At 63.7% G+C, this 23,000-nt stretch carries 15 protein-coding genes and 1 tRNA gene; 4 read left to right on the top strand and 12 right to left on the bottom strand.

Going from position 1 to position 23,000, the window contains the following annotated elements; all coding sequences use genetic code 11:
- Window positions 1–9: 9 nt before the first annotated feature.
- From GE027_RS02055 to csrA, 7 genes are all read right to left on the bottom strand, one after another.
- Window positions 10–3,504: a YhaN family protein gene (locus GE027_RS02055; RefSeq protein WP_153555509.1), complete on the bottom strand. Its 3,495-nt coding sequence runs from the start codon at window positions 3,502–3,504 to the stop codon at window positions 10–12.
- Window positions 3,501–4,793 (bottom strand): metallophosphoesterase family protein, encoded by a 1,293-nt coding sequence (locus GE027_RS02050; protein WP_153555508.1) that lies wholly within the window; start codon window positions 4,791–4,793, stop codon window positions 3,501–3,503. Before GE027_RS02050 ends, GE027_RS02055 begins: the two co-directional genes overlap by 4 nt.
- Before the next feature lie 470 nt (window positions 4,794–5,263).
- On the bottom strand, window positions 5,264–8,152 hold the full coding sequence (locus tag GE027_RS02045) for a UvrD-helicase domain-containing protein (RefSeq protein ID WP_153555507.1): 2,889 nt from the start codon (window positions 8,150–8,152) through the stop codon (window positions 5,264–5,266).
- A gap of 54 nt (window positions 8,153–8,206) precedes the next feature.
- The gene (locus GE027_RS02040; protein WP_153555506.1) at window positions 8,207–11,206 is read right to left on the bottom strand and encodes a PD-(D/E)XK nuclease family protein; all 3,000 of its coding nucleotides are present in this window, start codon (window positions 11,204–11,206) and stop codon (window positions 8,207–8,209) included.
- Between the two features lie 133 nt (window positions 11,207–11,339).
- Window positions 11,340–12,401, bottom strand: coding sequence for a PA0069 family radical SAM protein (locus GE027_RS02035; RefSeq protein ID WP_153555505.1), 1,062 nt, complete (start codon window positions 12,399–12,401; stop codon window positions 11,340–11,342).
- 117 nt (window positions 12,402–12,518) lie between these two features.
- A tRNA-Glu gene (locus tag GE027_RS02030) sits at window positions 12,519–12,590 on the bottom strand.
- A 125-nt stretch (window positions 12,591–12,715) separates the two neighbouring features.
- Window positions 12,716–12,904, bottom strand: a complete 189-nt coding sequence (gene csrA / locus GE027_RS02025) for a carbon storage regulator CsrA (protein WP_068131774.1) — start codon at window positions 12,902–12,904, stop codon at window positions 12,716–12,718.
- A 474-nt stretch (window positions 12,905–13,378) separates the two neighbouring features.
- Between csrA and GE027_RS02020 the strand changes: the two genes are divergently transcribed.
- The gene (locus GE027_RS02020; protein WP_153555504.1) at window positions 13,379–13,831 is read left to right on the top strand and encodes a DUF2203 domain-containing protein; all 453 of its coding nucleotides are present in this window, start codon (window positions 13,379–13,381) and stop codon (window positions 13,829–13,831) included.
- Window positions 13,832–14,066: 235 nt separating this feature from the next.
- Here GE027_RS02020 and GE027_RS02015 read toward each other — a convergent pair whose 3' ends face one another.
- From GE027_RS02015 to GE027_RS02000, 4 genes are all read right to left on the bottom strand, one after another.
- Window positions 14,067–14,726: a LutC/YkgG family protein gene (locus GE027_RS02015; protein ID WP_153555503.1), complete on the bottom strand. Its 660-nt coding sequence runs from the start codon at window positions 14,724–14,726 to the stop codon at window positions 14,067–14,069.
- Between the two features lie 59 nt (window positions 14,727–14,785).
- Complete coding sequence (locus tag GE027_RS02010; RefSeq protein WP_153555502.1) at window positions 14,786–16,219, bottom strand: lactate utilization protein B; 1,434 nt, start codon at window positions 16,217–16,219, stop codon at window positions 14,786–14,788.
- Window positions 16,220–16,243: 24 nt separating this feature from the next.
- Window positions 16,244–17,041: a (Fe-S)-binding protein gene (locus GE027_RS02005; protein ID WP_153555501.1), complete on the bottom strand. Its 798-nt coding sequence runs from the start codon at window positions 17,039–17,041 to the stop codon at window positions 16,244–16,246.
- 90 nt (window positions 17,042–17,131) lie between these two features.
- Window positions 17,132–18,052 (bottom strand): OmpA/MotB family protein, encoded by a 921-nt coding sequence (locus GE027_RS02000; protein ID WP_315852900.1) that lies wholly within the window; start codon window positions 18,050–18,052, stop codon window positions 17,132–17,134.
- A gap of 179 nt (window positions 18,053–18,231) precedes the next feature.
- Here GE027_RS02000 and GE027_RS01995 point away from each other — a divergent pair, with 179 nt between their 5' ends.
- The 3 genes from GE027_RS01995 (at window position 18,232) to GE027_RS01985 (ending at window position 21,511) form a co-directional block, all read left to right on the top strand.
- Complete coding sequence (locus tag GE027_RS01995) at window positions 18,232–19,212, top strand: cytochrome c (protein WP_237607180.1); 981 nt, start codon at window positions 18,232–18,234, stop codon at window positions 19,210–19,212.
- Window positions 19,213–19,331: 119 nt separating this feature from the next.
- Window positions 19,332–20,192, top strand: coding sequence for a DUF4339 domain-containing protein (locus GE027_RS01990; RefSeq protein ID WP_162006537.1), 861 nt, complete (start codon window positions 19,332–19,334; stop codon window positions 20,190–20,192).
- A 26-nt stretch (window positions 20,193–20,218) separates the two neighbouring features.
- A complete protein-coding gene (locus tag GE027_RS01985) occupies window positions 20,219–21,511 on the top strand; it encodes a PHP domain-containing protein (protein WP_237607179.1) in 1,293 nt (430 codons plus the stop codon).
- A gap of 293 nt (window positions 21,512–21,804) precedes the next feature.
- Here the strand turns inward: GE027_RS01985 and GE027_RS01980 are convergent, their stop codons facing one another.
- Window positions 21,805–22,764, bottom strand: coding sequence for a mechanosensitive ion channel family protein (locus tag GE027_RS01980; protein ID WP_153555499.1), 960 nt, complete (start codon window positions 22,762–22,764; stop codon window positions 21,805–21,807).
- Window positions 22,765–23,000: the final 236 nt, after the last annotated feature.

Below are 23,000 nucleotides of genomic sequence, written 5' to 3'. Positions count from 1 at the left end.
ATAGCTCGGCTACGACGTGACCGCCACTTCGTGCAGGTCGTGGCAGTGGAACTGGTCGGCGCCGAGCCGCTCGGCGGCGATCTCGAGCAGGTGGCGGTGATGGGTGAAGAAGATAATTTGCGTCTTCTCGCTCAGCTCGGACAGGACTTCCAGGGCCGCGGCGGCTCGGTCGTCGTCCAGCTGGATCAGGATGTCGTCCAGGATCAGGGGGAACGGACCGCGGCGGTCGACGTGCGACTCCAGGCTGGCCAGCCGCAGCGCCAGGTACAGCGCATCGGCCGCCCCGTCGCTCATCCGGTTCACCGGCACCTCCATCGTCCCGCGAACGCCGACCAGGGTGGGGGTCGCACGGTCGTCGTACCGTGCTCGCAGGCCGGTGTAATCGTTCAGGGTCAAGCGACAGAAAATATCCTCAGCTCGCGCGAGGATCGGACCTTGGTTGGCGGCGCGGTAGCGTTCGATGGCCCGGTGCAGGGCGACGTCGGCCATTCGCAGCGTGGCGTACTGCAGCGCGTCGCGGCGGAGCCGCGCCAGCGTGTCCTGGATCTTTTGCTGGATGGCCGCGGCGGCGGCGCTGCCATCCATCCTCTCGACGTCATCTTTTAACCGGCCCTGTTCTTGTTGCCGCTCGCCCAATTCCGCCTCCAACTGGGCCAGTTGGTCGCCCAGTTGATCGGCTTCTTGCTGCAGGGTTTCGGCGTCCGCCGCTTCGGCGGATTGGGCGAATGCCTCCAGTGGTTGATCGCTGGCCAGGGCCCGCAGACTATCATCACAGCTTTCCAGCTCGGCATCCAAGCGCGCCGCCTCTGCGGACTGGTGCTCCAGCTCCGGGAGATCATCAAGTTGTTCGCAGCCGACTTCGTCGGCCAACATTCGCAGCGTGTCCGAGGCTTCGTCGTACTGCCGTTGATTCTGTTCGAGCATTCGTTTCGCCTCGTCGACCTGCTCCTGCAAACTGCGTTGCTTCACCGCGGCGTCTCGATGGCTATTGGCACGTTCGATCAAGGCCGGAACCGCTTTATCGGCCGGTAATTCGAGCAGGTCCGGCGCGACCGTTTGCAGCAGCGACTGAACGTCCCTAGCGAACGCTTTGTGGGACGCCTGGATCTCGTCGATTCGTAACTGGAGCCCATCGTGGGTGGCTTTCTTGTTCAAGATCTCGTCGATCTGTTCGATCAACCGTTTGACCCCCGACGGCGGCACGTCCGGCGACTGGACGATGCCTTCGATCGCCGCCCGCCACTGACGCTGCCACTGGGCGTATTGGTCTTGCTGTTCTTGCAACTGCCGTTCGGCTTTGGGCAGCTTGCGTCGCAGCGTCTCGAGCGACGCCTGAGCCTGACGATGCTCCTCGAACCGCTTTTGCAGCGCGGCATGGTGTTGGCGCGCGGTGGCGACCAGACGAACCAGATCGGGTTCCCCGTCGGCTGGCACGGTGGCTGCGGGGGCGGAAAGCGTCTCGGCGAGTGCTTTGCTAAGTCGCTCGGTCGCATCGGCGACCTTGTGCTGGGCCGTTTCGGCTTGCTGTTGCGCCTCGCGCAAGTCGTTGTGGATGTCGCGCAGTTGCTCCAGCGTCTCCAGCCAGTCCTTCATTGCCGCGGGCCCCTCGGCGGTCACCCCGGCCTGCTGCCAGAGCCGGAGCCATTGCTGCCAGGCGGCCTCGTACTGCTGCTGGGCCGCCTGCAGTTCGGTTTCGTCGTGCTGGAGCCGGACGCGGTATCTTTCGGCGTCGACCTCACAGGTCGCACGGCGCGCCACACGTTGGGCTTCCCGCCGCATTACGTCGACCATGGCATCGGCGCGAGCGACCGCATCTTTGACGGCGGCCAGCGTCGAGGTGTCCGGGGGGGCGGCCGCTTTGAGATCGGCGAGCTGGCTGTCGCGCCTCTGGCGAATGTCCTGTAGTTCGGCTTCGCTGGGGATTGCCTGAGCGTTTTTCAGCGTTTCCAGTTCGGCTTCGATCTCTTCCAGTTGTTGGCGCCGCTCACGCTGCTGCGGGGCCAACTGTTCGCGGACGGTTTGCCAGTGCCGCAGTTGGTCGGCGAGCTCTTCGATCTGGGCCGGCCGCGGCGGGGTAAGCCCCACGGCTTGCTGTAGCGTGCCGTCGAATCCGACCAACTGTGAGCGTTGCCGCTCGGCTCGGCGGGCCAACGTGTCCACCCGTTTTTGTGCGTCGCCGTGGGCTTCCAAAAGCGCGGCAGGCGGACCGATCTGTTCCAGTACCGACGCCAGATGAGCCGGGTCGACCGGAGCGGATTGACCGGCGGCGTCGGTTTCCAGCGGCTGGATCTGTTCCTGCAAATCATCCAGTTGTTGCCGCGCCGCGTGTTGCTTTTCTTCCAGCCGGCCGACCTCGTCCGCCAGTGCGGCGATGCGCTCGCGGCGTTCGAACGGGATGCGGAGCGACTGGAGGTCGTCGAACGATTCTTGGCGATCCAGCCGTTGAAGGCTGGCATCGATCTCTTGGCGAATCGCATCCGCTTCGGCTTGCCGTTTGACCAGGTCTCGCGCGGCGGTTTGGCTTGCGCCCAACTGCCGGTTCAGCGCTTCGATCGATTGCCGGTGCGCTTCCAAACGCGGGTCGACCTCCACAGCGGCCAGCTCTTGCTCCAGACGCGCCAACCGCTGACGCTGATCCCGCTGCCGGCTTTCGGCGGTGGAACGCTTTTCGTGCGCATCGCGTCGGCGTTCGACGAAGTCGCTGTCCAGCCGGGGCACGTCGCCAAAGGTTTCGCGGCGTTGCTGTAGGGTCGCGCGTTTCCTTAAGATCGGCAGCGCGTCGAGCAGGCGGCGGTTTCTCGCGTGCTGCTGACGCACCTGACTGACCTGTTGCTGCAGCATGCCGGTCTGTTTTTTAATCTGTTCGTGGGCATCGCAACGGCGTTTATAATCGGCCGGTTTCAGCAGCGCCTGTTTGAGGTCCCGGCGCAGACGGTTCAGTTCGGACAGTTGTTTGTTGATCGTGGGGATCGAACCCGAGGGTTTGAACAGCTCACGTTGCTGTTTAATCAACTGCTGTCCCACCTCGGTCAACGTGCCCAGTCCGGCACCGGCGGCAAACAGGATTTCGCCCAGGTCTCCATCACCCTGGGTGATGGCTCGTCCGCCTTCGACCAGGCGCGGATGCGTCAGGCCGAATTGATGCTCGAAGGTTTCGCGATCGATCCCGGCCAGCAAGCGGGCGAGGACCGCTTCGTCGGCCGGTTCGCCATCGAGATCCAGCAGCGAGTTCTTGTTCCGCTTGAGCCGTACACAATCCAGGCGGACGCCGTCGTCGTTGCAGAAACGTCCGCCGATCCGCAGGTTCGGATAGCTGTGGAGGTAATTGTCGTCGGTGTTGCGATCGATCTCGTACAGCAATCCGGTGATGGCTCGCAGGGCTGTGGACTTGCCCGACTCGTTGGGGCCGTACAGCAGATGCAGCCTGCGCGGACCGGCCGACAGGTCCAGACTGCGATCGGTAAATCCGCCGTAAGCGATCAGGTCCAGTCGTTCCAGTCTCATTGCGTTGCCTCCTCGCGATGCAATTGCACGTGCAGCAGGGGACGAGCCGCTTCGATCAGCTCGCGTAGGGTTTGCGGATCGTTCAAACGCAGGGCGTCTTGCGGCGCGGCGGTCAGCTCGTCGGGCAGCTTCCGCACCAGGTCACTTAGTTCATCGCCCAGCGAGTCCAGTTGATCGTCGGTGCTCATTTCGGCCAGAACCTCCTCCAAGCATCCCAGCGGTCCGTCGGGATCGAAGTTGGGCATCGCATCGCGGGGCAAGCTGGTTCGCACTCGCAGGCTTTCCAGCCAAGCTTGTTCGCCGGCGATCTCCATCGCCACCGCTCGCAGACTGTTCTCGATCTGCAGGTGATCGGAAACCAGCGTGTTGTGCAATCCGGTTCCGCCCAGGGCGCGGACGCGATGCGCCAGGATACGGTCGCCGGCCTCGTGCATGGCCGCCTGCAGCCAGCTGCGATATCGGTCATAAACGTCGTCGAGCGTTTCGCAGTCCTCCAGCTTTAAAGGACAGGTTTCCCAGCGGACGACGTCCAGCGTTTCGAACTCCAGATGGGGTCGTCCCCGTGAATCGATGTCGACCACGTAGCACCCCTTGGCGCCGGTTTCCTTGGGATGACGCCCCTGCAGGTTGCCGGGGAAGACGATCGGAGCGGCATCGGGATCCTGCACATCGTGATGCAGCCTCCGGGTGTGGACATGCCCCAGGGCCCAGTAGTCGTACTGTTTGTTGACCAAATCCAGGGTCGTACAGGGAGCGTAGGTGTCGTGTCCTTCGGCTCCGGTCAGGCTGGTGTGCAGCACGCCGATGTTGAACACACCGCCGTCGGCCGCCGGGTAGTCCGGGACCATGTTGTCGACCTCCGCGCGGCGACCGAAGGAACGGCCGTGGACCGAGATGCCGAGATCGGGAAAGCGGCGAGTTTCCGCCGAGCGGCTGGACAACATGATCGGGCTGCCATCGGGATTCTTGGGCAGCGGCAGCGACTTGGTCATCTGACTGGCCGCGTCGTGATTGCCGCTGATCGCGACGACCGGAATGCCTTCGCGAACCAAACGCGTGACCTGCGAAACAAAGAACAGCCCCGTGTGGTGGTCCTGCCAATCCCCGTCGTACAGGTCGCCTGCGATGACCACCAGGTCGACGTTGCGTGCAAGAGCCAGTTCGACCAGGTTCTCCAACGCCCGGCGGGACGCCAAACGAATCGGTTCGACCGGAGCCCCCTCGTAGGCTTCCAGCCGCTGGAGCGGACTGTCGAGATGCAAGTCGGCAGCGTGAAGGAACGTAGGCATTGTTGGTTGGCGAGTGGTGAGTGGTGAGTGGTGAGTGGTGAGTTTGGATCGTGCTCGTGCTCGTGCTCGTGCTCGTAATCGATTTGAGGTTTGAGGTTTGAGGTTTGAGGTTTGCTGACTCTAGCGAAATCTATGGGCGAATAGAATCGTTTTCTCCCCTCTCCCCCGCGGCGCCGCGAGCGCCAGCGAGTGAAGCGGTGGTGGGAGAGGGGCCGGGGTGAGGGGGCTCGGGTGCAAATGGCTGACTCGTTGCAACGGATCTTCCTGCCGCACCGCATCGAGGCGTGACACTGACGAACCTACGCTGCAATTCCCCCTCACCCCCGGCCCCTCTCCCCCAAATCCTGGCTCGCTTAGGCTCGCCAGGATTTGGGGGAGAGGGGAGAAAACGATCTTTTTTCATACAGGCTTTCCGCCGAAGTCAGGGAATTTGAGACTTGAGACTTGAGATTTGAGATTCCCGTCCACGGCTACCAATTCTCTCCGATCCTGCTGTTCTGGGAATCCGTGGTTTCGGGGGCGGGCGGGAGATTGCGTCGCGCCGGGGTGGAGACGGGCTGCAGCCGGATCGTTTTGGCCGGGGGCGGAGGATCGGGCGGTGCGACCGGCGGCAGTTTCTTGTACCACTGCTCCTCGCCCGCCTCATACCATAGCGTCTCGGCGTCGCCCGGATCGGCTTCGCATTCCAAGGCGTTGTACAGCAGCATCTTGGCGTTCTTCTGGCTCTTGGCCGTGCGGCTGCCGGTGGGCTGGACGTACAGATACAAGCCGTGACGGGGACGGGTCAGTGAGACGTACAACAGACACAGCGTCTCGGTGACGTTGGTGGCCACCATCTGGCCGAACGCTCGCTGCCAGACTTCCGGCAGGAAACTCCACGACGCTCGGTTTACGTACCGCAGCATCGCTTCGGGCGGGTCGTGTGGCACCGGCCGCCGCGCCACGCAGCGCACGCCGCTGGGCCCCAGTGCGTACTCCAGCTCCGGCAGCACCACGGCATCAAACTCCAGACCCTTGGCTTGATGGACCGTCATCACCCGGACCTGAGCCGGTTGCGGCCGTTCGACGCGCTGCTGGCGGACCAGGTCCACAAAGTCGCTCCAGCGCGGTTGCGGGTTGCGTGCGAACTGCTGCGCCAGCTGCAGCAATTGACGGAGGCGCAGGCAATCCGATGCGTCGGCGACCGCCGCCACGGGGTCGGCCAGCTGGCGGATCGCAGCGACCAGGCCACGTTCCTCGACGAAACGTCGCAGCCGCGCCGCCGCCCGATGACTCTGCTCGGCCAGCACGTCGGGGGAATCGCTGTGCGGCCCGACGCCGGCGAACACGTCGTGCGCGGACAAAGGCGAGTTCTGCACGTGGTACCACCAGCGGCCGTCGCCGGGATGTTCGACCAGCATCAGGGCCGACAATATTAATTCCACTGGACCGGAATCGATCAACGGATTGCCACCCTCCTGACTGACATCCACGCCGTGACCGCGAAGCAAATAAATCAGGCGAGCGACGGTGGCGTTTTTGCGAGTCAGGATGCCGATCGAGCGGCCGGCCATTCGCCGTGCCAGATCCGCGACCTGCTGGGCCACGTAGCTTTGATGCACGATCGCTTTCTCATCGGCCAACCCGTCACACTCCGGGCCGGTTTGCATCCGCACGTATCCGGGCAGGTCGCTGCGGCTGGCCGCATGCTGCGGAAAGGCTTTGGCAAAATCCACCACCGCGTCCGCTTCGTACGGTTCTTGCCGCGCCGGGTCCTCGTCGACCTGGCCGGCGTGGTCGCACAGCGGATGGCGGGTCAAGTTGTGGAACACGTCGTTGACCGCGTCGGTGATGACCGGGCTGCTGCGATAGCTGAGCGACATCGCGTCGTTCTGAACACCGGGAATCTGCCGGTCGACCGTATCGAAGATCGCGGCCACGCCGCCGCGCCAGCTGTAGATCGCTTGCTTGGTGTCGCCCACACAGAAAAACGAAGAACGCACCGCCGAGGACGGATCGCCCTTGGCACCGGAGACGCCGTCCCTCTGGCCGGCATCCGGTGGACCGCAGGCGGCGCGATAGGCCAGCGGTCGCAGCACGCGCCACTGCTGGGGCGAGGTGTCCTGGAACTCATCCAGCAACACGTGCTCGATCGCTCCATCGAGCCGCGCGGCGATTGACTGTAAGGGTTGGCCTTCGATCCAATCGGCCAAACGCAGTGTGACGTCGTCGAAGGCCAGAGCCCGCACGCCGTGCTTGAGCAGGGTGATGTAGCGGTCGTAGTTCTGCAGCAGTTGCCCGGTGGCCTTGGATTGTTCGGCCAGCAGGCCCAGCGTGTCGGAGCGGACGTATTGATAGGCCACCAACAACGCTTCGACGATATCCTCGGGCAATTCCCGGCGGTAGTAGGACGGCGTTTCGCCGCGGTCCACACAGCCCTTGACCGTGGAGAGCAGCTCTTTGCCGGCCAGCAGCGACGGTTCGCGCGTCTCCAGCGCTTCGCCCAGTTTGGCCAGGTTCTTGTCGGCCGATTTATGACCGACTTGCGCGGTCAGCAGGTATCCGGCCGCTTTGGTCAGCGCGGCATCGTCAGGAGCGGTCGCCCGCTGGAGGGTTTCCCAGGCATCGGGACGGCAACCGCGAGCCACCGCATAGGCCGACAGCACGACGCCGTCGATCTCGCGGGCGATCGAACGTTTGATTTCGCCTTTGGTCAGCATCGACATCAGCGACGCCACCTCGCTGAGCTCCGATCCGGCCAGCAGGGCTTCGATGGCCCGGCTCCGCAGCCACCGCTCCTCGTTCTCGTCGGTCAACCGCCACCCCGGCGGCAAGCCCAGTTCGAAGGGAAAGGACTGGGCCAGTTGGGAAAACAGGCTGTCCAGGGTGCCGATCCGCAGGCGGTGAATAAATCGCACGATCGCGTGCAGTAGCCGAGTGCACTGCACGCGGCTGACGTCCTCGCGCCCGATCTGGCGGCGCAGGTCGGCCAGGGCCTCCTCCGTGGGATCGGTTGCCGCGCGGGCCAAGGTGGTCAGCACGCGCTGGAGGATTTCACCGGCCGCCTTGCGCGTGAACGTCGTGGCCAGAACGCTTTCGATCGGCGTGCCCTGCAGCCACAGATGGATCAACCGCCCGGTCAACCGGTACGTCTTGCCCGTACCGGCGGAGGCGCGGACCAACAGCGACGGCAGCGGCTGGGGCGGGATCCGGTAGGACGCCGCCGCCGCACCGGATTCCAGCACCAGCGATCGCGATGTGCTCGTCGCCGGCCGATCTGACGACGCTCGCCGGTTTGTGGGGTCTTCCGCGGTCGGCTTCGCATCCACAGCTTGTTTCGAGGGCGGATCGGAGGACTGGAAATCAAATTCGCGTTGCATGGCAGGTCAGGATGTTCGGGTTCCATGGGGATGACAACGACAGCGGCGGGCGGCCTACCGCGGCGAAGCGGGTTCGTCCGCTGCGGCAAATTCATCCAACAGCGTCTGGGCCAGTCCGGTCTGACAGATCATCGCGTAGTCGTCGAAAGGAACCGGATCGGAGCTGCGAGTAAAGTCGCCCGCCCAGATGCGGCGGATGCAATCCTCGATCACCTTGGTGGCTTCGGCGAACTGCTCGGCGGTGAACTCGGCCAAGTGGACGCCGGTCTGTTCGGCCTGCTCGGCGACGTTGAAATACCCCAGCTGGACCTCTTCGACCTCGGCATCCAGGTTCAGGTAAGGGGTCATCAGGCGGTACAGCGGCAGCTGCAGGTCGATCCACGCTCCGGTGGCCGAATCGATGTGTTTTTTCAGCGGTTTGTGACCGTGTGTTTTATAATCCAAAATCGCCCAGCGACCGGTCTGGGGATGGAAATCGATGCGGTCGAAGCGGCCCTTTAAACCCATTGGTTTGCCGTCGACCTTCATTGCGGCTCCGTCGGAAGGATTGACAGCCGCCTCGGCAAAGCGGATCTCCCATCCTTCGGCGCGGCGCACCGCTTGTTTTTCGGCGACCAGACTCAGCCGCCGCTTGGCCTGTTGGATTTGCATCTGAACCGCTGCCGCCGGGTGATCGCCGTAGTGGTGGTCGGCGTAATCCTGCAGGTGCGCAAAGAGCAGTTCGCGGATGGAATCGGCTCGGTCGGCCATCCGGTGCTCTTCGTGTTTACCAAATTCTTCCAACGCTCCGTGGACCAGGTCGCCAAACTGATTGGCTTGCAGCTCGCCGGCTTGATCATCCATCGGCCGCAGGCCCAGCACATAGCGAAGGTAGAAGCGAAACGGACACGCCAGGTAGGCGCTGAACGCCGTGACGCTCATCACCTTGATCTTGGCCGGGCCCGCGGTGGGAATGGGCAATTCGGTGCGCGTCGCACCGCCCGACCAGCGGTGCCGAACCGGCGTAGCCACCGGCGGCCGGTCCAGCAGCATCATCACGCGGCGGGCCACGTCCTCGCCCGACGCGGCCGACAGCAATCGGCTGGGCGGCGTGGGGCTGCCATCGGCCCCGCGGCGGCCCACGATCAGGCGGACCGCCGGCCGGGTCGAGAGAATTAAATGCAAGGCGTGGGCGTCCCGGGCGTACCGCCGTTCGTTGTCCGCGACGTTCAGCCGCGAACGCAGGCTGCCCGGTAGGAAGGCATCGGCCGTCACGCTCTCGGGCACAAACGGATGGTTCATGCCCACCACGACCATCGCCGGGGCGTCGTCCAGGGCCAGGTCCAGCCAGCCCAGGATCTCGACCATCTCGGCGCGCGGCGGCAGGACAATCGGCGCCTCGGCCAAACGCCCCAGCAGCATCTCGATCGCCGCCGCAGCCGAGACCTCCACGTCCAGGGCCGAACTGAGGCCTTCGAAACGCTCGAGCATCGTCCGGATCCGTTCGATCGCCAGCTGGGTTCGCGGCAGACGCCGAGGCGGTTCGAGGAGTCCTTCGGCGTGGGCAGGATGCGGTTCGCCCGTCTCGGCCGATGTCGCCGCCACGGGCGGGTCGGCCACGGGCGGGTCGGCCACCGGCGGGTCGGTTTCGGGCGGGTCGGCCACGGGCGGGTCGGTTTCGGGCGGGTCGGTTTCGGGCGGTTGCGGATAGATCTCCTCCAGCAACCCACTGAGCGCTTCGCACCACTGGGCCAGCGGCCGAGGCGGTCCATCCAGGGGCCGGAGCCAACGCAGGACGATCTCGCGCAGCCGCCGAACCACGGGGTAGGCGGCCGCGGCCTCGGGCGGCAAGGGATTCTCCAGTTGGGTTGGGTAGTGTCCGCCCAGGAAATGGTCCAACTGGCTCAACCAGGGCAGCGACGCGGTGCGGCTGCGACCCGGTTCCACTTCCAGCGGATCCTCTTGCTGGAGTTGCTGAAGTTGCCGATCGATCCAGTCGTACATGTCGGCGTGACGCAGCAGCGCCGCCAGCGACGTCCAGTTCATCCGCGTTCGCAGCAGCGTCAGCAAACTGAGCAATCGCCCGGGCGCGGTTTGCGAGAGCGGCCAGCCCTGTTCGCGGTGCGCGGCCACGCCGCACAGCTGCAGTTCGGTTTCCACCAGCGAGACAAACGACTCGTCGGTCACGCCCACGGTGATCGCATCGGGCGAGAACGCTTGGCCGAAGTCGGCCAACTGTGCGGCCATGGCTTCGACCTGGGCCGGAGCATCGTCGGCACTGACCAGGTGCTGGTCTTCCAGCGGCAGGTCCTGGAGGTTCCAAGCCTGCGGGTCGACGCTGCCGTAGGTGTCGAACAGGTGCAGCTGCGACTCCGGGGCCGCGACCAACGCCGTGACCCGATCGGCCACCTGATCGAGCATCCGGCACAGCGTACGATTCAGGTCCGTGGTACCGATCAGCACGATGTCGACATCGCTGCTGCAGCGTTTGCCAGCGGCCGCAGCCACGCGAGCCGAGTAGGGATCGACCCGTCCGGCCGCTTGCATCTGTTCGTGATAACGCCCCAGTAGGACGTCCAGCAATTGCCAGCGACGGCGTTCGGTTTCGGTGTCCACGTGCGGAAGGACGTCGGCAAATCGCAGGTCATCGGCGGCCAACGTCTGATGCAGCCGCCGCAGAGCCGCCCCCAGTTCCATCCACGGCGTCAAGGGTTCCTCCGGCGGCAGGTTCCGCATCAGCGGGCTCAGTTGCTCCGGCGTCGCAGCGACCAACACCTGCGTCCAGGCGAGGGTCTGTTCCAGTTCCAACGCCACCTCCGCGTCCGGCTCGTACAGGCGTTCGGGCAGGGCTCCGACGGTCAGGATCGACCCCAGCGATAACGAAACCCCGTGCTGTTCCGCTTGCCGTCGCAGCAGGGACTGCAGGCGGCGACCGGCGCGAGCCGTGGGAACCACCAACAGCGTACCGCTCAAGTCCCACCGACCGTTTGTTTGGTAACGCTCGCGCAGGTAAGTGGCCGCCGCGGGCAATAGGGGGCTATCCCAGCCCAGGAAAACGCGATTCGGTCTCGGCATCGATTGCCCCTCGTGCTGTGAATCCAAAAGTACAAGGCTACCAGGTAGTAAACGGCCGAGCGTTGACACGTTAGGTCAACAGCGAGGTCGTTTTTGGAAAAAAATCCGTTCGGCTTGATCGGGAACGCCGAGCCTAGAACAGCTGCATCTGGCCCGAGGGCGGCGGGGGCGGCTGGAACGGAGTCCGGTCGTGCGGTGCCAGCCGCCGGTCGAGGCCGTGGCGGGTTTGAAACAACTGAAACAGATTACGGATCTGCTCCGCGCGTTCGCCCTTGCCTCGCAGGCGTTCGCCGAACTTGGCGCTGTTCAGCCGGCCCTCGCGAGCGTCGCGGATTCGCTCGAGCACCGCGGCCGCCTGATTCGGCCGTTCCCGCTCGAGCCACTCGACAAAGACCGGTTCGACGCTGAGCGGTAGCCGCAGCAGCACGTATCCGGCGGCGCTCGCGCCGGCTTCGGCCGCGGCGCCCAACAGACTGGGAATCTCCGAATCGGTCAGGTGCGGGATCAGCGGGGCCATCATCACGCCGACCGGCACCCCGGCGGCAGCCAATTCGCCGATGGCCCGAAGACGCGCCTCGGGCGTGCTGGTTCGCGGTTCCATCTGCCGCGCCAGAGCGGCATCCAAGGTGGTGATCGAAAGGTAGACGTGTACCAGGTTCTGCGCCGCCAGCGGAGCAAGGATGTCCAGATCGCGAAGGACCAGAGCGTTCTTGGTGATGATGCTGATCGGCTGGTGGCAGGCCAAGGCCACTTCCAAGCATTGCCGCGTCAGCTGGAACCGTCGCTCGGCCGGTTGGTAACAATCGGTCACCCCCGAAAACGTAATCGGCTCGCCGGACCAGCCGGGGCGGGCAAGAAATCGGCGAAACAATTCGGCCGCGCGGTGTTTGACCACGATCCGGCTTTCGAAATCCAAGCCCGCATTCAGGCCCAGGTACTCGTGCGTGGGCCGGGCATAGCAGTAACTGCAGCCGTGCAAACAGCCGCGATAAGGATTCAGGCTGTAGCGGAACGGGATGTCCGGCGAGCGGTTCTCGCTGACGATCGATTCCGAGGCGTCCTCCAGATACTGCGGCTCGCGTCGCTGGACGCTGTGCCGGTATTCCTGGTCCCACTGCACCTGATCCCAATCGCGTTCGAAATGCGTGCTGGCAAATCGGTTTGGGGGATCCAGTTCGGAGCCGTGACGCGGCATGAGAAGAGCGAGAGCTTGAGGACGTACCGCCGGGGCGAAGAACCCACCGGGGCATAAAAAAACCCGTAAGAACCGAGCGTTATCCGCTCAGTTCTTACGGGCAATGGTACAAACAAGTGACCCCTACGGGACTCGAACCCGTGCTGCCGCCGTGAAAGGGCGGTGTCCTAACCGCTAGACGAAGGGGCCGCGTGTCAGTGATGTCACAAGGTGTACCAAGAGCGTGGCAAGATCGTCAAGGGACCGCGAAAGAAAAAAATCGATCGCAGCCGAACAAGGATGATTTCGCCCGGCAAAACACGGCAAAAACGACGCTAAACTTGTTCCGGCGAATCTTCTTTGGCACGCTGGATCGCATCGTACACCTCACGGCGATGCACCGGTACTTCGCGGGGCGCTTCGACGCCCAACCGCACCTTGTCACCGCGGATCTCAACGACAACAATCTTGATGTCGTTGTTGATGACGATACTTTCGTTCTTCTTCCGAGATAAAACTAACATCTTCGCATTCCTTTGGGACCGGTCCTACTCAATCCGAATTCGAACTCCGGCCGTCTTCACACAGCACACTCGGCTGCTCTTGCCTCGTCGATCATCGGCGTGACGTGAGCCCTCAACGACATCCGTCGCCAGCTTGACTCTATTGTTACCTAATTCACTCTACGTCACCCCGATGGAGAGTCAAGCAAGTGCGCGCCAAGAATTTGCTTTTTTTGCTGCGCTGGGCTTGCAATTGGCATGCGATTCGTTATCGACGCTGAGCGGCTGAATGGCGAAAATGCTAGCAAAATGCGGGTTTGGGACGCCGTCAGGGCCCGTTGGCCGCTCGGGCGGCCCCTTCCCCGACAAACCGTCTCGCCGCGCTGGTGGTTTTGCCAAGAAAGTCGGGAACCAACCGAATCGACTGGGGTCCAATACAATGTATAGGGACGGCACTCCCGTATTTCTTCTGCAGCCCCACGATCCTACGGACGCATGGTTAAAGCGATTCCCCAGCATTCCGGTTACTTCACCGCTGAGCAGGCCAATGAGATGTTGCCGCTGCTGCGGCGCATCGTGCGCGACTGGATGCGGCTGAGCGATACGGTCCAGTCGCAGCAGGCGCAGCGCGAAGGGCTGAAGATGCTGCACCAAACGGTCGACCGCAAGGCTTACTCCGAGGAATTGGCCGAAGTCGAACAGTCTCTGGTCGAAGATCACGATCGTCTGGAGGACTGCTGCGAAGAGCTGCGGTCGTTGGGCGTCGAGCTGCACAGCCCGGAAGATGGTTCGGTGGATTTTCCGGCGCTGCTCGACGGACGTGAGGTCCGTTTGTGCTGGCGAGCCGGCGAGCCGACCGTGGAGTACTGGCACGAGATCGGCCAGCCTCATGCCCGCCGACGCTACCCCGGCTCGCACACCAGCCGAATGGGCATCGAGGACGTCTAGCCGTAGCTGATCTCGCCAGAGATTGGAGGCGAGGTTTCTAAGCACGTCGGCATGAATCTTTCGATGAAACTCCGCGACAACACCCTCCCGCGCAGCGGAAGGGTCGGGCTCTTAGGCCCGGGGAGGGCCCTACGAAAACCCTCTCCGGGCCTATGAGCCCGACTCTCCCAGAGGAAGAGTAAAGCCGAATGAAATGTTGCGACGTGCTTAAAGGCCCAGAGTCTGGCGACTTCAGCTACGGGGATGGGGATGCCGCGTCGAGCAACAAAATTGTCAGGGTTCGGCAGCCGTGGGCGCCCAGGACCAGTGACTGTTCGATGTCGGCCGTCTTGCTGGGGCCCGAGACGAAGACGCCGTAGCCGCGGAACCGGCCGATCCGCTGGTAGGCCTCGTGCATGTGCGGCACGAGATGGGCGGTGTCGAGAACGATGGCCAGATGCTGGGTGATGAAGATTTGCGTGCGGTCGTGCACTTCGTCCGCCGGTACCCAAACGGCGCCGTTTTCTGCGACGCCCAGTCGTCCGTTAATGACCATCCAGTCCAGCGACGCCAGTTCCGTGGCAGCGGACGTGGACGCCGGATCGAAATTGCCCTCGATCCCGTTCACGGTCGACGCGACCTGAGCCGCATCGCGATACGCGTCAAGCGTTTCGAGATGGGCGTGGGCCTGTTCGATGTTGGCAACTCGCCGGACGCTGGCACCGACGATTTCTGCGGATTGACAGAACGCGTCGGCGAGGTTGTCGTACCGGACCAGGCGTGCCGCATCGATATCCGGCAGGGCAGCCTCGGGCAGACGGCGGCTGCGGATGCGGTCGAGAATGCCCTGGCGACTGCTGCGGGTGGGCGAGCCAGCCGAGGCGGGCGAGGATGCGGTTTGCGCGGTGTCGTCCATCGTCGTGGGGTGCTGCGGTTCGAAGGGGCGTGGGTAGAAGCGCGGGAAATGCGATCCGGTTAGGACTCGGTGCGCGGCGGCGGATCATCCGGCGTTTGGACGATCGGCAGCTGGGTCTGCGCCGCGCGGTTGCGCCGGTACCAGCTGCGGAAACTGGACTTCGGCGGGGTGGGCAACTCTCTCGCGCGGGCCCAAGTATTCAGACGATTGTGCGTCAAGCCGTGCGGCAAATACCTGAGGGCGACGCGACCGAACCAGCCGGCCGCGGCGAACAAGCGTGGATGAGCTAACAGCTTCGAGCCGGCCTTCATGCTCCATCGTTTCGAGGCGGGCAGGAGGCCTTCGCGCGCCAGCGTATGCCGCCAAGCCAACAACTGGTGGTGCAGCGGAATCTTTACCGGACACACGTCGGTACACGATCCGCACAGGCTGCATGCGTAGGGCAAGCTGCGGTGCTTGGCCGCGTCGCTGGACGGAGACAGCACACTGCCGATGGGGCCGGGGACGACCGAGCCGTAGCTGTGGCCGCCGCTGCGCCGGTAGACCGGACAGGTATTCATGCAGGCGCCACAGCGGATGCAGTTTAGTGCTTTGCGAAACGTGTCGCTGTCGCGCAGGCTCGTGCGGCCATTGTCGACCAGGATGATGTGCAGTTGTCCGCCGGGCTTGGGCCCTTGGTAATGCGACGAGTAGGTCGTGATCGGTTGGCCGGTGGCGCTGCGGGCCAACAACCGCAGGAACACCCCCAGATCGGCCTGACGAGGAATCAATTTCTCGATGCCCATGCAGGCGATGTGCAAGGGCGGCAGCGAGGTGCCCAGGTCGGCATTGCCTTCGTTGGTGCAGATGACCACTCCGCCCGTCTCGGCGATGGCGAAGTTCACGCCGGTGATCCCCGCTTCGGCCGCCAGGAATTTACTCCGCAGATGTCCGCGAGCGGCTTCGGTCAAGTACTGCGGATCGGAGGCGCCCTGTTCGGTGCCCAGATGCCGATAAAAGGTCTCGCCGACGTCTTCTTTTTTAAGATGGATGGCCGGCAGCACGATGTGGCTGGGCGGTTCCTCTCGCAACTGGATGATGCGTTCACCGAGGTCTGTGTCGACCACCTCGATGCCGTGGCTTTCCAGATACGGGTTCAGATGACACTCTTCGGTCAGCATGGATTTGCTTTTGACCACATGCCCGACGCCGTGCTGCCGCAGCAGTTTCAGGACGATGGCGTTGTGTTCGTCGGCATCGGCCGCCCAGTGGACCACGGCCCCTTGAGCCGTGGCGTTCTCTTCAAACTGCTGCAGGTACTCGGCGAGGTTCGCTTGCGTATGGGCTTTGATGTCCGAAGCCAGCTGCCGCAGGTACTCCCATTCGGGCAGCGTCGCCGCTTGGCGATCACGTTTGCTGCGCACAAACCACAGGGCTCCGTCGTGCCACTTCATCCGTTGGTCGTTGGCGACAAACGGCTTGGCGGCGGTGGGATGGTCGGTCGTGGAACTCATGGGCGTTGATTCAAACGGTTGCGGTCAAACGGTCGCGGAGGGCGAGTTGATATCGAGGGGGCGTCCGGCCAAGACTTGCGCGAAATGCATTGTCTGCAGCGGTTCTTTGTCCCGGCGAATCAATCCCTGCAGATGCATCAGGCAGGACATATCGCCGGCGACCATGACCTCCGCTCCGGCCTGGACATGATCGGCGACGCGCGACCGTCCCATGGCCACCGAGACATCCGATTCGGTCACGGCGAACGTGCCGCCAAAACCGCAGCATTCGTCGCGTCGCTCGAGCGTGACGACTTCCAGTTCGGGCACGCGGTCGAGCAGGCTGCGTACCGAATCGTCGCAGTCGGTCATGCGTTCGGAACACTGTCCCAGCCGCAATTCTCGCAGACCGTGGCAGCTTTGATGCAAACCGACGCGATGCGGAAAGGCGGCGAAGGAGGCTTCGGTCGCGGGCGCCGCAGCCTGTTTGACCTCGTTCAAGTACTGCGACAGTTCCAGCGTCTTGCTGCGCACCGCTTCGTACGCACCGCGTGCGGTGCCGCGAAAGTACTCTTCGTAATGATGCGTGACCATGGCCGTGCACGAGCCCGACGGGCAGACCACGTATTGGTACTCGTCGCTGGCAAAGATATCGACAAAGCGCCGTGCCAAAGGAGCCGCATCGTCACCGCAGCCGGTGTTGGCCATGGGTTGGCCACAGCAGGTCTGCAGCCGCGGAAATTCGACTTGATCGCCGAATTGCTCGAGCAACTCGACCGTCGCGATGGCGACGTCCGGATAGAACTGATCGATGTAGCAGGGAACGAATAGGCCAATTTGCATGGGCGGGAAAGCTGGAAAGCGGGCGTGACGAGTCAGCGGACAGAGACAACGTCACGTATCTTAACAGCTGTGCGCCGCCCGAGAGACCACCTACTGGTAGGAATCGGGATAGACCACGATTTCGATCCGGCGATTCGCCGCGCGTCCCGCCGCGGTTTGGTTTTCATAGCGGGGACTCGAGGCGCCCAAGGCCATCGTAAACAGTTGGGGTTGAGGCAATCCGCCGCGTACGCTCAACATTTCCAGCACGGCCACGGCCTGTGCTGAAGACAGTTGATGGGGGGTGCGGTAGTGGCCGCCGTACAGCTGGCTGCCGTCGGTGTGGCCTTCGATACCGATGCGTTGTTGTGGAAAACGCGTGCGAATGGCGCCCGCAACGTTGTCGAGCAGGGCGGTGGCCTGAGGCTGGGGATTGGCCGTGTTCAGCTGGAACAGTTGGTCGGCCGGCAGGACGATCCGCAGCACGTCTCCGTCGTTGATGATCGGCACTCCGCCGAGGTCCAAACCCTGTGCGAGGGCCTGCAGATTGGTGTTGGCCTTGATCGTTGCGCCGCCGCGAAACTGGGTGGAGGCTTTCAAGCCGCGGAACTGTTTCTCGGCGTTGCTGGCGGCCAGCCGCGATTGTTCCAGTTGGCCAGCCGTTTCGGCCAACTGCTGACGCACCAGGGCCAATTCTTCGCGGTACACCTGCGTCTGTTGTTCGGCTTGGGCGATCTGCGTGTGCAGCTGGCGATTGTTATCGTCCAGGTGCTGGACGCGTCGCTGTAGTTCGGACAGCCGCGCCTCCTGAGGAGCCACACCCGGGGGCGTCGCATTTTGCCAGGGGGTGGCGCCCGCCATGTAAGGGTTGTTGGTGCAGCCGCCCAGCACACTCAGCAGCAGCACACCCACCAGCACGTTCGGCATCCACGCGATCGGAGCCGGGGTGGCAGGGACGGCCGAGGCGACCACAGCGCAGCGATCCCCGCGAAGGTCTGGGCGGTTGAATCGATGGTGTGCGGGTTTGTTCAAGACCGACGCTCCGTCGCCGTTGGGTGAGTTGCCTGGGCAGGGTACGCAAGGATTTACGGCCAGAGCAAGATCAAACGGGCAATAATTCCGGTCGCTGCGTTGTGAGGGTCCACCGGAGCAGTGATAATGGGGCGAATGGATCGTCCGTTTTGGCCCCAGAAAGCAGGCAGGTATTCATCGTGAAATTCGTTGGTGGCTCGTGCAGCCCGTGTCGGTCGGCTCCGGCCGCCGTGCTGTTGATGACGATCCTGTCCCTGCCGCTGCTGGCCGGTGAGCGGCGTGCCCGGCCGCCGTCCTTTGAGGGGGCGGCTCTGGACAGCGTGTTCTACGAAAACCTGGGCGACGCCGTCCGCGCCACCCGCCCGAGCGTCGACGAACTGCACAGCGGTGGGGCCGCCGCGATGGTGGCCGCCCAGGCTGCCGATGGCGGCACGGCTGCCGAGGGCGGGGCGGCCGAAACCGCCTCGGAAGGCTGGTCGCAGTTAATCAGCCCGGTTTCGCTGGAAGACGAGATCAAACGGCTGAAGCTGAAGTTCGACGAGATCGTCACCACGCCGGGACCGTTCAAGAGCGGTGGGTACCAGGACGCCCGCGTCAACCTTTCGATCCTGGCGATGTTGTTCGCCGTAATCTCCGAGTACGACGGCGACGTGCGGTGGAAAGAGGAATCGGCGGCCGCTCGCGATCTGCTGGCTCGCACGGCCTTCAACAGCAAAGCCGGCTCGATTCAGGTGTATAACGAAGCCAAACTTCGCAAGGCGGATCTGCAGGACATCGTCAGTGGCGCGGGCCTGAACAGCCGCGATGCCGAAGACGGCAACGATTGGGTAATGATCGTCGACCGGTCACCGCTGATGGAATACTTGGACTTTGCCTTGTACGAGCAAATGTCGCCCGGCAGCAACACCCCGGCGGCCGTCGCCGCCAATGCCGACAGCCTCCGCCGCTACGCTGAAATGGTGGCCTTGGTGGGCGAGGTGTTGACCAAGGAAGGCATGGACGATGCCGACGACGAAGATTACCAGTTGCTCAGCAAAGCCATGACCAACGCCGCCCTGGACGTCCGGGCGGCCCTGGAACGTGAGGACGCGGAAGGCGTCGGGGTGGCAATCGGGGCGATCGAGCAATCTTGCAGTGCCTGTCACGAACAGTTTCGCTAAAGGGCGGTTAGGAACGTACGGTATCGATGGGAGTTCGTTTTGCGTGCCACGCTTGTGGGCATCGGCTGAATATCAAAACCCAGTTGGCTGGGCGTCGCGGAAAGTGCCCCGAGTGTGGCGTGCGCTTTCGCATCCCACGGGAAGACACCGAGTATTCGATTCCCCTGCCCGACAAGCCGGCTGTACAAGATCCAGCCCCGGCAGAATCCACCGCGGCAGCATCAACCCCGGCAGAGGAACCAACCCCGGCCGAGAAACCAACCCCGGCCGAGGAATCCACCCCGGCAGACCCCCAGCCTCAGCAATCCTCTGCCCTGCCCTCGGCGCCCGCGGTGGCGGATGCGGCTACCGGCGAGGCGACGCGTCCGGAAGCCGGGGCGACGGTTCGCGAGGAGGACACCCAAGTCTCCGACACGGCGGCCGCCGACACGTCGATCAGCGAGTCCGCCGTGGTCCAGCCGCCCCCGCCCACTCCGCCGGCGACGCGACGGTTTGTGGTGCTCGATGAGGATCCCGCCGCGCTGTGGTACGTGCGCCCGCGGAGCGGTGGTCAGTACGGCCCGGCAACGGTCGAATTGCTGTACGAGTGGATCGGGCAGGGGCGGGTCAGCCGTTCGGCACTGCTGTGGCGAGACGGTTGGGCCCAGTGGCGCAGCGCCGCCGAAGTGCTTCCCGAACTGGACGCCGCCCAGGACGCACCCAGCGCGCCGGCGAGCCCTCAGCAGCCAGCCCCCTCACCGGCGGCCCTCTCATCGGCGGCCCCCTCACCGGCGACTTCGTCACCGGCGGCGTCTGAACCGGTTTCTTCCGGACCCCTGGTCATCGAACAGCCGGAGGACCCGGCGCTGGCCGGCGATCAGACGCCCGGGGCTGCGAAGAGCCAACGCAAGCACCGCCGGCTGATGATGACGAGTATGCTATTGGCGATCAGTCTGTTGTTGGTGATCGCCTTGATCGTCGTAATCCAGCAGTCCTTGTAATCCCTTCGCAGCTCGAGAATCCCTGTATGACTATGCCACGCTTGTCAGGGGCCGTCGTCACGGCCTGTGTGTTCACGCTTTGTTCATTGTCGCTCTCGGTGTGCCGAGGCGAACAGCCCGGCGGATCGTCCAGCAGTCCTTCGCCCCAGTGGTGGAAGGGCAATTTGCACACGCATTCTTTGTGGAGCGACGGAGACGAGTTTCCTGAAATGATTGCCGACTGGTACCGCAGCAAGGGGTACCATTTTCTGGCCATCACCGACCACAACGTGCTGGCCCAAGGTCGGCGGTGGATGAAGGTCAGTCAGGTGGTTGCCCGCAGCGACGAGGGCATCCTGCAGCGGTATCGCGAACGCTTCGGTGACGCTTGGGTGCAGACGCGCGGCGAACCCGGTACCGATTCGCACGAGGTGCGTCTGATGCCGCTGGAAGAGTTTCGCGCTCTGGTCGAACAGCAACAGCGGTTCTTGTTGATCCCGGCCGAAGAGATCAGCGACCGCGCCGAAGGCAAACCCGTGCACATCAATGCGACCAATATCGCCGAAGCCATTCCGCCGGCCGGCGGGGCTACGGTTCGCGAAGCGATGCAGAACAATCTGCGAGCCATCCTGGAGCACGAGCGGGAGCACGGCCGCGAAGTTTTCCCGCACATCAATCATCCGAATTTCGGTTACGCGATGACCGCCGCAGACCTGGCCGCGGTGGTCTCCGAGCGGTTCTTCGAAGTCTACAACGGGCACCCGGGCGTCAATCATCTGGGCGACGAGACCCGTCCCGGCGTCGAACGCATGTGGGACCTGGCCAACGCCATCCGCCGAACACACTTGAATGTGCCGCCGTTGATGGGCATCGCCACCGATGATAGTCACGAGTACCACGGCAAGCCGGGATCGCGGCCGGGCCGCGGTTGGGTGATGGTTCGCAGCCGTTATCTGACGCCCGAACGTCTGATCCTGGCGCTCAAAGCCGGCGACTTCTATGCCTCCAGCGGCGTCTCGCTCGAGGACGTCGGTTACGACGCCGAGACCCAGACGTTGCGATTGACGATCCAGCCGGTCGAGGACGAAACCTACACCACTCAATTCATCGCCACGCTGGCGGCCGAAGCGTCCGCCGAAGGCACGACCAAGGCCGCGGCGATCGATGAAGACCGGATCGGCGTGGTGGTCAAAACGGTGGAAGGGACCGCGGCAGAGTATCGTCTGAAGGGCAATGAACTATACGTTCGGGCCGTGGTTACCAGCAGTGCGCCGCCGGCCGATCCGTCCTTCGAAGGCCAACGCAAGCAAGCTTGGACGCAGCCCGTAGGCTGGGAGTAGAGAGTAAGCACGTCGGCATAAGTATTCCGGTACAACCCTACGACAACACCCTCCCGCGCAGCGGGAGGGTCGGGCTCTTAGGCCCGGGGAGGGCCCACACGAAGACCCTCTCGGGGCCTGAGAGCCCGACTCTCCCAGAGGGAGAGTAATACCTAAAAACATCTTGCGACGTGCTTAGCTCGGCTGTCTCTGCCGAGAAGCGGGGGTCTTCTTTCGTTCCGCGACACTGCGGCCGGCTCACTACGAACTGCGGCCGGCTCACTACGAACTGCGGCCGGCTTACTGCGACACGCTCACGCGGATTGGCGGGCCGGTCGCGGACGCATTCGCGTTGTGGCTGGCGCGGCCGGTGCGGATTCCCGCCAGCCGCTGACATGCACGTCCATTTGAGGGAAGGGAATTCCGATGCCGGCTTGGTCCAATCCCTTTTTGACGTGCTCGGTCAATTGCTCTTTGACGGCGAAGAAGTCCGCGTTGTGGGTCCAGAAACGAACCTTCCAGTCCACACTACTGGCGCCCAGCCCGTCCAGAATGACCTGGTAATCCCGGCCGGGACCTTCGACCAAACTGGGACGCATCGCTTCGGCCGCGGCGGTCAGAACCTGCCGAGTGCGGTCGATGCAGGCATCGTATTCCACGCCCACCAAGACCTCGACGCGGCGGTGGCGATGAAACGAGATGTTTTCGATCGTCCCGCCGGAGATGGAGCTGTTGGGAACGATGATCCGGCGGTTGTCCGGCGTGTCCAGCGTGACGGTAAATAGATCGATCTCGTTCACTTTGCCCATCACGCCACCGGCATTGACGAAGTCGCCGACTTTGAAAGGGCGAAAAACCAACAGCAGCACGCCGGAAGCAAAGTTGCTGAGCGTTCCTTGAAAGGCCAGGCCGATGGCAAAACCGGCCGCCGCCACCAGGGCTGCCAAGCCGCCCACCGGGGCGCCGATCTTGGACAGCGTGGCCAGGGTGATGCCGGCCAGCACGCCATAGAACACGAACTTGCCGACGAACCGGCCCAGCGTTTCATCGACGCGCCGGATCACCGGCGTGCTGATCACCCGCGCGGCCAACTTGGCCACGAAGTAACCCACCAGGATAACGGCCAGGGCGGCCAGTGCCGGCAGAACGTACTCGGTGATCGCCGTATGTATCTGCGCGGCGTCCAGCTGCCGCAGTTGGTTCAGTTCCGCCATCAAATCAAAACGCGATGACGGTTCGGAGGTCGTTTGTGCCGTGTCGGTAACCGCAGGCATTCGCAGGAATCCTTCCCAGGGCTCGAGGAAACGCAACCATCGATCCCGCACGATGGGCGTGAGCTTGGCGGTGATACCATGCGGCCGGCCACGACGGGAAGACGGATCTGAGCCGGCCCAAACTGCTGCGAAGCGTTCTGGGAACTGCCATAATACGGATCCTCCGTTACCTCTTCTTCGACCCACACCTCGTCGCCTTCGTCGATCACGCTGTTTCTTCTCATCGGGGAGTCGCC

Source organism: Roseimaritima sediminicola (assembly GCF_009618275.1).
Taxonomy (GTDB): Bacteria; Planctomycetota; Planctomycetia; order Pirellulales; family Pirellulaceae; genus Roseimaritima; species Roseimaritima sediminicola.
This window is presented reverse-complemented; position numbering and strand designations above follow the sequence as displayed.